General features: G+C 57.8%; 6 protein-coding genes. 1 reads left to right on the top strand and 5 read right to left on the bottom strand.

Annotated features, from left to right (window positions below):
* The first annotated feature begins 64 nt into the window (after positions 1-64).
* Positions 65-712 carry a 4'-phosphopantetheinyl transferase gene (locus EKN38_RS08580; RefSeq protein ID WP_182381989.1) on the top strand — a complete coding sequence of 216 codons (648 nt, stop codon included), beginning with the start codon at positions 65-67 and terminating at the stop codon, positions 710-712.
* On the opposite strand, the gene EKN38_RS08575 is transcribed toward EKN38_RS08580, so the two are convergent.
* From EKN38_RS08575 to EKN38_RS08555, 5 genes are read right to left on the bottom strand one after another with little or no spacing between them, the layout of a single operon-like run.
* Positions 680-1630, bottom strand: a complete 951-nt coding sequence (locus EKN38_RS08575) for an alpha/beta fold hydrolase (protein ID WP_014830413.1) — start codon at positions 1628-1630, stop codon at positions 680-682. The genes EKN38_RS08580 and EKN38_RS08575 overlap by 33 nt on opposite strands.
* Positions 1623-2792 (bottom strand): fatty acid desaturase, encoded by a 1170-nt coding sequence (locus EKN38_RS08570; protein ID WP_014830412.1) that lies wholly within the window; start codon positions 2790-2792, stop codon positions 1623-1625. The genes EKN38_RS08575 and EKN38_RS08570 overlap by 8 nt, the downstream gene beginning before the upstream one ends.
* Positions 2786-3841: a 2Fe-2S iron-sulfur cluster binding domain-containing protein gene (locus tag EKN38_RS08565; protein WP_043951558.1), complete on the bottom strand. Its 1056-nt coding sequence runs from the start codon at positions 3839-3841 to the stop codon at positions 2786-2788. Before EKN38_RS08565 ends, EKN38_RS08570 begins: the two co-directional genes overlap by 7 nt.
* 1 nt (position 3842) lies before the next feature.
* Entirely contained in the window at positions 3843-4859 is a 1017-nt protein-coding gene (locus EKN38_RS08560) for an arylesterase (RefSeq protein ID WP_014830410.1), read from the bottom strand.
* Positions 4856-12592, bottom strand: a complete 7737-nt coding sequence (locus EKN38_RS08555) for a type I polyketide synthase (RefSeq protein WP_238540751.1) — start codon at positions 12590-12592, stop codon at positions 4856-4858. The genes EKN38_RS08560 and EKN38_RS08555 overlap by 4 nt, the downstream gene beginning before the upstream one ends.
* Positions 12593-12624: the final 32 nt, after the last annotated feature.

Genomic DNA, 12624 nt, shown 5'->3' with positions numbered 1-12624 from the left:
GTTGACAGCCATAAACACGGATTCAGCGCCCCTTTTTATCTATACCGCTGAGATGGGACACATCGTGCCTCTCCCCGCGCTGCGCTATTGCATGGTCTCGTTCGTCATGTCTGATTATCACGACGGACTATTTGCTGAATGGGGCATCCCCTTTCCCGCAAAGCTCCACAGCGCCGTGGTAAAACGCAAAGCGGAATACCTTGCCGCACGTTATGCCGCGCAGAGAATACTGCAATCCTGTGGCTGTGACGGCACGCCGGGCACCGCCCCGGACCGCTCTCCGCTTTGGCCTGCCGGGTGGCGAGGTAGTCTCTCACACTCACATGAATGGGCTCTGGCGGTAGTTGTACCTGAAGATTCAGGCCTGACGCCAGGCATTGATATTGAGTTTTCTGCACCGGAGATAATGCAGCGAACCGCACATCTCTTTACCACCTCTGAGGAGCAGGCATACCTTGCAACCTGCCCGATGGAGGCTGGCAGAGCACAGCTCATCACTTTTTCGGCGAAGGAGAGTCTGTATAAAGCGCTCTATCCTGTCGTTGGCCACGTCTTAGACTTTGACGCAGCCCGCGTATGCAAAATAGAGCCTGTACACCAGAGGATCACCCTTGAACTGACCCGGACGCTTTCAGCGCGTCACGTTAAAGGCAGCCAGATCCAGGGCTATTATCACCTTTCAGACAACCGGGTTATCACGCTCATGGCCTGAAGGCTCCCGCAAGGGGGCCAGCCAGGCCATTACCCTGTCGATGCCTTCCCCCGGGCGGCGCAACGGATTGTGCCCCTGACCGTGCGTTTCGGCCAGACGCGCACCGGGCCATGCTTTCACCAGACACTCTGCTTCGATCCGCAGTACGATGTCATCGCTGCTATCGTGAATGACCAGCACGCCTTGATCGATATCCTGCAATCCCTCATACGCGTTAAAACGCCGCCAGACCGCCTCGCCAATGCCAAAGTAGCGTTCAATATATCGGCGTAGCCGCTGCTGCTGACGGTCCGGGAGATTGAGGATCGCGGAATATTTCGTCACCAGCCCACTGAAGTGGGTGGGGGCGCCCACGATAACCAACGCACGGGTTCGCAACCCCGCTTTGACGGCGTTAATAACCGATAAACCGCCAAACGAGTGTGCCACGATGCCGTCAAAGCCCCCTTCCTGGTGCGCCAGCCGCTCAATAATTTCAATAAATTCAACGATACTGCTCTGGTTTCCTTCCGCGTCACCATGTCCGGGAGCGTCAAAGCCCACCACCTGAAAACCCTGTTCAACCAGCGTTTTGATAAGCTGCGCAAAATGAGATGCCCTCGACTCCCATCCGTGCGCCAGTAATACCTTTGGCCCCTCAACTCCCCAGTAATACACCACCGCATGCTTATGATTACTCAGGGTAAGGTGCTCAATGCGGCTCGCCAGGCCGTTCATCTCTTTATCACTCACTCGCGATGGCATCCGGCGCGGGGTAAAAAAGCGATTCCCCAGCCAGTCGGCCGTCGGCCCCGGTACAACCCGATCCATCAAACGGATCCCGGTTTTAACACACGCAATCAGCGGGGAGCGCAGGTACGCCGGTCCACGGTATTGTTGGTAGGCTTGCTCGATAAGCTGATCAAATTGCTCACTCATGGGACTCTCCAGAAACACAAGGAACGTTTGAATTACCCGCAGGTAATTCGCACTGACGGATCAATGCGCGTTCCGCATCGGTGGCGACGTGCTCATCCCAGTACGCGAGCTTTGCCTCCATGCGTTTGAACCACATCGGCGGTATCAGCGCGTAGAAAATGTGTGCGACGTAACCCTTTTCGATCCCCACCGCATAGCTGTGCGCCTGTAAATTCCAGTATTCGCGACGCGGATGAGTGTGATGATCGGAATGGCGTGTCAGGTTTAACAGGCCAGCGGATGAGGCCCGGTTATGACAATCCCAGCTGTGACGCGGCTCCACGTGCGTACCGGGAACGCGTACCAGTCCGTAATGCTGGATGTAATTCACCGTTTCGAACAGGAATTTGGACACCAGCATGGTCACAAGACAGGCGAGCCCGCCCCTGACGCCCGCCGCCATCACGCAGGCGGCAACCACCAAAAGACTCATCAGCACCCCGCGCGTCACCCGATTCGCCAGCAGGACGCTGCGCGATTTCAGCAGCGACAGGCGCTGCGTTTCCACCTGCCAGGATTCGGCATACTGCGCCAGAGACGAACGAATAAAGAAGCGATACACACTCTCTCCACGGCGGGCCGTTGCGCCATCGGCCGGGGTCGCCACGTTAGGGTGATGCGAATAAACATGGGAAATCGAAAATTGCGCATCGCCCACCAGCGCCAGAAGCCAGCGCCCGGCAATCATCGCCACCAGACTGTGGGTTTTATGGATAAGCTCATGGGCCACTACGGTATTGGTGCTCATGGTATAGCCGGTGGACACTGCCGCCAGCAGCAACTCCGGCATCGCAAGGTCATGCAGCGCCATAATGTTGTGATCCGTCAGGGCGCTAAGCCATGCGCCAAACCCGAGCAGATCGCCCGGTGCGGCTTGCCAGATCACAGCAAATAACGCCAGCGCCGCCGCCGGAAGCTGTAAATAGGGGATCAGCGCCAGTAACGCCGGGAGCCGGTAGTGATGGTCGGCGGTGTCATGCTTCATCACGTTGTCGAAGAAGACATAGCTCAACGTCACGCAAAGCATCGACACCCCTATCCACCCGCCGCCGAGCAGGGTCGTCAGTGCGGTTAGCGGTAAAAACAGACAGGGCACAAGGGCAAATCTCAGATAGCTCAACATACTGGCTCCTTATTTTTATCGTTGCTTTTCGCCCCGACCGGCGGCGAAAAGCAGTCCATTTCAAGCAAGTGGCTTTTAACGCCCCCGGCAAGCAGTCTCTGCTGGCACGCCTGCGCCAGCTCAGGATTGCCGCAAATCATCACTCGCCAGTCAGCCGCCTGCGTCGGGGCGGGATAGAGGGCGCGCCAGTCTTCAAGCCAACGTGTCACACGGCCCGCCAGCTCATGCTCCTGCGCCGCACTCTCCTGCGACAGCGCATGCAGAAAATGAAAACCGGGGTAGTGCTGGCGCAGGCGCTGCAGTTCATGCAGATCGAATTTGTCCTGCCGCTGGCGAACCGCGTGAATGAACATGACTTCACGCCGGGGATTACGTGCTAACGCGGCGCGAACCAGCCCCAGGGTCGTGCCGAGCCCCGAGCCGCTGGCGATGGCCAGCAGCGGGCCTTTCCCGTCATCCTTCTGGCCGAACTGCCCCTGACAATCTGAGATCCAGACCGTCCGACCAATGTTGCGCGCATCGCACAACACCGGAGAAAGACCGCCCTGTTCGCGGCGCGTGATATCCACAACCATTTCCCGCCCCTGGCTCGGCCAGCTCACGGAAAAGTGGCGGATATCCCGCTCCTTTTCGAGGCCGATCTGCACGGATTGTCCGGGCTGAAAGGACAACGCCCGTGCGGTCAGGAGCGTGACGCGCCATACGGTTGACGAGAGCGGCTCAACCTGGGTGACACGCGCAGAGGTGCAGGCGGTGGACGCGGTAGCCAGCGTCAGATCCGATTGCGGCAGGCACTGACAGGCCAGCACGTGGCCCGTGGCAATCTCCTCCTGACTGAGAAGATGCCCCAGCTCGACAAGCGAACGGGTCTTGCCACTGACCACCCGGCACAGGCAGGATTTGCAGGTTCCAACCTGGCAGTGATACGGCAACTGCACCCCGGCATTGAGCGCGCTTTCCAGTAGCGTATGGCCGGATATCAGCGGGAAGGCCCGTCCTTCCAGCACCCCCTGAAAGTCCCTACGCCGGAAAAAACATCTCTTCAACATCTTATTGCCCTCCGCACAGCAGTACGCCGTCATCGAAAACGCTACCCATCATCACCTTTCTCCCCACTGGCGCAGCGACGCTTATCGCGGCCAGTGCCTCGCCGTGGCTCTGATAGAGGACAGTGGCCTGCTTCACCGCACCTTCGGTGCCGGTTGTCAGCCGCCACACCATCGACGGCGAACGCGCCTGCGCATCCTTTTGATAAGCAGCCAACTTCAGAAGCTGCGGATGAGCCGCCACCAGCAATCCCTCACCATCAGGCATGATGTTGTCGACCCCATGCAGCCCGCTAAAACGTCCCAGCAGGACGGGAACATAATCGTGAGGCCGCCATTCCCAGCTGCTCACTTCACCATGGGTGGTTTCCGCCACGTACAGTCGTCCCTGCTGGCGGTTGTAGTAGAGGCCATTGGCAAAGTGCAGGCCATCAATCAGGGTATGCAATTTCCCGTTATCGATCAGAAGCACACTGGACAGCGGCAGACGCAAATAGTCTTCCATCCTGCCGGCAAACCCTGACCAGCGGTGATCGCGCGTTAGTAGCCAGCGGGTTTTATCAATCACGCTGATATCATTGATATTTTTCCCGACGCGCTGAGACAGAAAAGGCTGGTATTCCAGGCGCATCTGCGCGCGGTTAAAGCGAAACACATCAATGCTGTCCTGCTGAGGGCGGTGGTTCACCACATAGACCCACGTCTCACCCTCCTGTTGCCAGACATCAATCCCATGCGGGAAAAAGGCCTGCGGATAATCGCCCGGTAACCGCCGTGGCGTATCACCGCCGTTGAGATAATAGAGCGCGCCGGGCGCGGTACCGTGACGGTTGAGACTGCTGGCTATCGCATCCCCTTCCTGTAAGGGGGCGATATCTTCCGCCCCCTCAATACCGTTTATTTTTTGACACAGCTTCCCGCCACTCTCCTGCACCTGATAAAACAGTCCGGCATCAATGAGCAGATTTATGATGAACGCCAGAATGGCGCCCACCAGGATGAGAATCATCAGTTTTTTCATGAAGCTGCCAGCACCTCTGACGAAGAGAATAAAGCTCCGGCAGCGTCAGGTCCGTGTTCTGCCAGTACGGTTATCGCCCTCAGGAACTGCTCAAGCAGCGCATTTGCATGCTCCCGGGTGAAATAGCGCAACTGGTAGTCCAGCTCGACCGACAACCCTTCTTTCATCTCCAGAATATTGATCATTAACGGGAACTCTACGGCGCTCACCGGTAACAGGGACAAACTGGCCTGCCACTGTCGCATTTCTGCCAGCGGAGCATGCGGCTCGACATTGAAGGTTGCCAGTAACGGCAGTGCCGCAGTCGGTCCCTGGAAACAGCGAGACGGCAGTGCAACTTCGTCGCGCTGCGCAACAATCATGTTATGTATCGCCCCGGCCATCTCGTGCAACGACGCACAGGCCGCGCTGTCAATGCACAGCGGCAGCAGCCTGACACACTGTCCGACAATCGCGTCACTCTGTTCGAAATCGCGCCCCGCATCCGGCACAGCGACAGGTACCCGGCCATGGCCGAGCGTTTTCTCAAGGGTGAGGATAAAGAGCGCATTGAGCATGGCGAAACGGGTCACCCGCAGTTCAGCGGAGGCTTTGCGCAGTTGTCCGGCAAGACCCGGATAGGTCAGACGCTGCATCAGACGCTGTCCCTGATACGTCAGAGAAGGCTCCAGCACAGTAAGCGCGTCAGGCGTTAACCGTCTCGCAGGGAAGGCTGCCAGACGCTGTGTGAGTGCCGCCTCATCTACCCTCTTCTGCGCGCGGATCACCTGCAGATAGCTTACCGCCGCCGTCAACTCAGGACGTTTGCCCGCCGCCAGCGCATCGTAAAGATGCAGCAACTCGCGCAGCATCACCATAAACGACCAGCCATCGGCCACCGTGTGATGTGCCGCAATAGCAAGCGTAGTCTTACCCTCATGACGGATGAGCAAAAGGCGAGCCAGCGGTGCGGTGGCGAGGTTAAAAGGCTGTGCGGCAAAATCTGCGAGACAAGTCGCAGGCACCGCGTTTTCCTCACGGAAATCAACCTCAGTCTCCGACGACACCCGCAGTTCACCGGCATCAGTAAACTGCATACGCAATGCCTCATGTCGCGCACTCAGCAGGTGCCAGGCTTCGCGCATAATATTGCTGTCTACGTCGCGCGCGGTCTCAATAACACCGCCAATATTCCCCGCCAACAGTCCGCTTTCATCCTGCGCCGCCAGTTGCAGGAAACGCAGCTGGCTGTCGGTCGCGGCATACGGCGTGTCAGGACGTATCCCCTCCAGACCAAAGAAGCCATCCACGCGCATGGCGTTTACGCTCTCTTTTACTGCCGTGATAAACCGGTCGATATCCTCGTCAGAATGCGCCACCGAGACAAAACAGTTACGTCCTTCCCAGATAAAGATGCCGCGCAGCATCAGATGGTGGAACAGGATGTCGTAGTTGCCGTTAAATTTAAAACGGAACAGACTCCCGGCTGACACGATCTCAATCGGCGTACCGGTCACGGCGAACCAGGTATTGAGCGACCGGGTAAGACGTGCGGTTTTTTGGTTGATGTCGTCATACAACGCCGGGTGCGCTTTGATGTACTCCAGCACCGCTTTGCTTGCCGCCATGGTCAGCGGATGCTTGGAGAAGGTCCCGGCAAAGAAGATCAGTTCCGCCTGTGGCCAGGAGTCATCGCCATACTGCCAGAACCCGCCGTCGATACTGTCCATAAAGCGTCGGGATCCTGCAATGACACCAATCGGCAGCCCACCGCCAACGATCTTCCCGTAAGAGGCGATATCCGCCTGAACACCGTAATAGGCTTGCGCCCCGCCCGTCGCGAGACGAAAACCGGTGATCACTTCGTCAAACATCAGCGCAATATTATGGGTCGCCGTGAGTTCACGCAGGGTATGCAGATACTCCCGTGGCTGATGATCGGGATAACGGCTCTGCACCGGTTCGACAATGACCACCGCCAGTTCAGCCGCGTAGCGGGCGATCAGTGCCAGGCTCTCTTCGCTGCCGTACTCAAGTACCAACAGGTCATCCACCAGCGATTGCGGCGTACCTGCGGCGATCGGTGTAGCGCGCTCAGGAGTTTTGCCGCCCTGCTGACGTCCGAGAATGCCGTCAAATACACCGTGGTACGAGCCGCCAAACAGTGCGACCTTATTTTTTCCCGTCACGGCGCGCGCCAGGCGCACCGCGCTCATTACCGCTTCAGATCCGGAGTTACAAAACGCCACGCGCGGCTGTCCCGTTAGCTCGCTGATAAGGGTTGCCACCTCGCCTGCCAATGCACTTTGAGGGCCAATCTGCATCCCCTGCGCCAGCTGGTCGGCAACGGCCTGCTGCACGCACGCCGGAGCATGCCCCAGCAGGTTGGCGCCAAACCCCATCGTAAAATCGATATATTCGTTGCCATCGACGTCCCAGATGCGAGAACCTTCAGAGCGCTCTCCCACTAAGGGATAAAGCATCTCTTTGGTGGATAAACGAAAGCCGGCAGAGGCCCGGTTATCCGCCAGTACGGCACGGTATTGCTGGGCATTACGTTTCGAACCGCCCGTTTTGTCGACGAACTGTTGGGTGAGCTGCGTCAGATGACGATCGCGCTCGCTGCCCAGAGAAACTTTTTTGGTCTCTTTTTTAAACCAGCTGCTGTGCGCACTGGCTTTTGCCGGTGCGGTCGGAGCCACAACTGGCGCAGGTGGCGTGACAACCGACATTGTTGTGGCTGCAGTCTGCGGGACAGGGTGCGGCGTACCGTTCAGCAGCTGGAGCTGATGCGACATAAGCTCCAGCTGGCGGGCGATCAGCGCCTGAACATGCTCCGCCTCCGGCTTGCTGGCCTGCACTGGCATCGCCCCGCTGGGCTGCGGCGGAGGGCTGGCGGTGTGCGTGACACTGACCGGCACCGCAGCCGTCTCTGTCTGTGCATGCTCCACCACAAAGGCGATCACCGCCTCCAGCGTATTGAGCTCTTCAAACAGCGCACGAACCGGGATCGCAACCCCGTAGCGGTCTTTAATGGTATTGATGGCATCCAGCAAAACCAGCGAATCTGCCCCCATTTCCAGGAAGGGCAGTGAATCGTCAAGCGTGGCGGGATCCGCCTCAAGAAAACCAGCGATAATCGCTTTTATTTCAGCGGCTAAATGGTGTTGATGTGACATAGCGTCCTCTTTTGCAGATGGGGTCTGCGCTGGCGTCTTACCCGCCAGCCAGTAACGTTTGCGGCAGAACTGGATAGCAGGCAGGGGTAATGTCTCCCGCGTGGTCGCGCAATAGAGCCTGTTCCAGTCGATGTCGTGCCCTTGCTGCCACAACGTACCCAGCAGCGTCAGCAGTGATTTGTACTCATGTCGTCGGTCGCCTGCGGCCAGCACCCGGTGACGACGGTCGGTTGCACTCACAAATTTGCCCAGCGAACTGTCCGCACTCAGATCGATAAAGGTGAACTCACCTTGCGCCAGCAGGTTTTGCACACTCTGCAGGAAATGCACGGGCTGGCGAATTTGCTGGCACCAGTAATCGGCATCAGTTCGTTCACACATCTTCCCGTTCAGGTTGCTGTAAAACGGAATATTTCCACTGGAGAAGGTGACGTTATTGACCAGCCACTCGCGCCAGGCTCCGAGGATCGGATCCATCATGGAAGAGTGAAATGCGCTGGTGGTTTTAATTTTTCGCGCATGGCCGCCCTGGGTTGAGAGGGCATGAAGACAGGCATCAATCGCGGCCGTACTTCCTGCAATGGTTGTGAGCGTCGGCGTGTTGAAGGCGGCAATATCAATATCGCCCGCCCAGGGTGCAATCGCCTGGCGCACATCGGCTTCTCCGCTGAACACCACCGCCATCGCCCCTTCCTGCGTCAGGGCCGACATCAGACACGCACGCTGATGAACCATGGCCAGCCCGTCATCCAGCGAGAGATGACCGGCGATGACCGCTGCGCAATACTCTCCCAGACTGTGACCCATGACCGCAGCCGGGCGCAGACCAAAGTGCATTACGCTCTGTGCCAGCACGTAACTGCAGGCAAAGAGTGAGAGCTGGCAGGTCCTGGCGCAGCGCTGCCAGCCCTCGTCACGGGCGAACAACGCCTGGGTGATATCAATCCGATAACGCTGCTGAATGGTCGCCGCCAGCGCATCAAAACGCTCGCGATAGCCTGGCAGGTGGTGATACAGCTCCGCCCCCATACCGATTTGCTGGGTGCCCTGCCCCGGAAAGAGCCAGACCTGAGGTTGAGCTTTACCTGCCTCGTTGGCAGCAAGCTGTGCAAGGCTCTCCGTCAGCTGTGTGCGATCCGTGCCAAACGCCACGCCGCGATACCGCGCGGCATCGTAGCGGGTGTTCACCAGACGACACCAGGTGGCAGTCTCGCTCTCCTGACGGGCGGATAATCCGGCCTGAATGGCCTCCCGTTGAAGGTAAAATCCCTTTTCATCATGCGAACTGATCAGCAGCACGGTATGTGGAGTCGCGGGCTGTTGGCATTTTTTAACCGCCGGCGCGCTGCGCAATATCACATGCCCGTTTGTGCCACCAAAACCGAAGCTGCTGACGCCCGCGTAGCGCACACCGGAAGCGGAGTGCCAAGGGATGGTTTGCCCCCCGCAAACGTCGACATGGCGGCTAATTGCAGCGATATGTGGGTTTTTCTGTGCAAAATTGAGGTGCGGCACATATTGCTGGTAATACAACATCAACGAGGTTTTCACCACGCCCAGCACACCCGCCGCCGCCTCCAGATGGCCAATGTTGGTTTTAATTGACCCCACCTGCACCGGAACCGAAGTCTTGCGATCGGTGAATACCGTTTCCAGCGCCTGATACTCGATCAGATCGCCGAGTGCCGTCCCCGTACCGTGGGCTTCGATATAGTCGATGCTGTCGCTATCGACCCCGGCCTCTGCCATCGCCCGCCGGATGACAGCCTGCTGCGACGGGCCATTCGGTGCGGTAATACCGTTACTGCGGCCATCCTGATTCACGGCGCTCGCCACCAGCGTGGCATATACGCGATCGCCATCCGCCAGCGCCTGCGTCAACGGTTTGAGCACTACGACGCCACACCCTTCACCACGAACATAGCCATCAGCACGGGCGTCAAAGGTTTTACAGCGACCGTCGGGGGCCAGCATCTGGGCTTCGGTAAAGACTTTTTGCAGATGCGGCGTCAGCGCCAGATTGACGCCCCCGGCAATCGCCAGTGAACAACGTCCAGTCCGCAGACTTTGCATTGCCCCCTCTATCGCCACTAACGACGACGAACAGGCCGTGTCGAGCGCAACACTTGGACCTTTTAAATCATAAAGATAGGAAATTCGGTTGGCCGCGATACTGTGCGCGTTCCCTAAACCACTGTACGCCGAGACGTTATCGCCGCAGGCCAGAGCGTAATCGCTGGCGCTGATCCCGACATAAACCGCTGTATCGCTGCCGCGCAGGGAGGAGGCTTTAAGCCCGGCATCGGTGAGCGCCTGTTGTACCGTTTCTAACAGCAGGCGATGCTGCGGATCGATATACACCGCTTCACGTGGCGAAATACCAAAATAGCCAGCGTCGAACTCGTCGACATGTTCAAAGAAGCTGCCTTTGCGGTTGAATCCCTCAAGCATGGAGTCCGGCCAGCGGTGTGCCGGGATTTCACCGGTGGTGCTGTGACCTTGCTGCAGCAGCGTCCACAGTGCCTCCACGCCGCTATGTCCGGGCAGTTCGACGCCGATACCGATCACCGCAATGGCGCTGTCTGCGCCAGCCGTCTGGACAGGCTGTGCTGTTGCGGATTGTCCCAACGCAGTGGCCAGCTGATTGATGGTGGGATAGTCATAGATCAACGCCGGAGAGAGCTCGCGCCCCAAATGCTGCTCCAGTTCGCCAATCACGCCGACCGCCTGAAGCGAGCTCATGCCAAAGCCGATAAACGCCTCATCCCATTGAGATTCGCTGATTGTGGCATTCGTCGCAGTGCTGATTATCCCGGCGATCAGCGCCGCCAACCCCTGCGTGCTTTCTGCCGTGGCGGGTGTCATAGATGCCTGGCGGCTGCGCCACTCCACTTCGAGCATCTCCTGCTGGTACATCGCTTTTGCGCGGGTACGCTGTAACTTTCCGCTGGTAGTACGGGGTATCGCCCTGCGTCCGACGAGGAGTAACTCATCCAGCGTGATGCCGTGACGCTCCGCCACAGCGGCATGAATGCGCGGTGCCAACGTCGGCATATCAAGACTATTTTTAGTGCGTGTCATCACCTCAAGTAGCGCAACCGGGCGTTCGGCTTCGCTGGCGAAGACACAGACCGTCGCTTCCGCCAGAACAGGGTCGGACTGGCGTATCGTCTCTTCTATATCCGTGGGATAGTGATTCTGACCATTCACTATCAGCAACTCTTTAAGCCGCCCGGTGACAAACAGATGGCTGCCCTGGAGAAACCCCATATCGCCGCTGCGCAACCACGGATGCGGATTATCAGCCAGACGCGCCTGGAATGCTTCACGCGTGGCGGTATTATTATTCCAGTACCCAGCGGCCACACCCGGTCCACGTAACCAGATCTCGCCACTTTCCCCTTCAGCCAGCGGCTGGTGGAGCTCAGGATCCACGATGCAAACACTGGTGTCGGACAGGGCGTGCCCACAACAAACCACCCCGGCATCGTCAGCCACGCGCAGTCCCCGCCCTTTTTCCATACCGGTGACAATGAGCGTGGTTTCTGCCATGCCATAGCACGGCAGGAACGATCCAGAACGGAATCCGGCAGGTGCAAAGTGCTCGCTGAACTGTTGCAGCGTGGCGGGACGAATGGGCTCTGCACCACAAAACGCGACATCCCAGCGCGAGAGATCTAACGCCTCAACCTGATCTCTGCTGATCTTACGTACGCACAAATCGTAGGCGAAATTTGGCCCGCCGGAGGTTGTCGCCTGGTAATCAGAAATTTGCTTAAGCCAGTTAAAAGGGTTCTTCATTAACATCATGGGTGACATCACCCGGCAGGGGAACGCCCCAAACACGGGCTGCAATAATCCGCCGATCAGCCCCATATCATGAAAATGCGGCAGCCAAATCATGCCCCGGCTTTCGCTGTGATGACCGAAAAAGTGGTGGATGGCGAGCGAGTTCGACCACAGGTTGCCATGTGTCACCATCACCCCTTTTGGCGCGCCCGTCGACCCTGAGGTGTACTGTAAAAAGGCGAGATCGTTTTCAGTGACCGAAACCGGGTGAAATGCCCCGGAGAAATGACGCTCCAGATAATGCAGGCGATAACCGGAAGGCAGTGCGATGTTATCAGTCAGATCGAAGGTAAAAATAAGTGGGGAAAGCGGCAACGCCAGTTGGATTAACGTCTCAGCCCCTTTGGCGGTCGTAACAATAAATTCCGTTTGCGCATTGCGCAATACGCCAACGAAACGCTCCCACGCACTTCCCGACGATTTGGCGGGCATCGGGACGGGGACGGCTACCATTCCGGCATAAAGGCAGCCAAAAAAAGCGCCAATAAAATCTTCACCATCAGGGTAAAGCAATATTACCCGGTCACCACGCTGCCCGTACTGCATTAATGCATCGGCAAGCGATGCGGCACGCTGATGTAATTGCTGATAATTTTGACTGTGAATATCTCTGGCGCTGCGTACGAATTCAAATGCCGTCTGCGAAGTCTGTTGAACAGCAAGTTCGGGCAATAGCTGGTTGAAGGAATGATATCCCCTGTTAAACAACTGAAGAGACGGCATCATAATTCGCTCTATATTTTTAAAGATAATGAAGG

The sequence above is a fragment of the Enterobacter sp. WCHEn045836 genome, assembly GCF_003965585.1.
Lineage (GTDB): Bacteria > Pseudomonadota > Gammaproteobacteria > Enterobacterales > Enterobacteriaceae > Enterobacter > Enterobacter dissolvens.
This window is presented reverse-complemented; position numbering and strand designations above follow the sequence as displayed.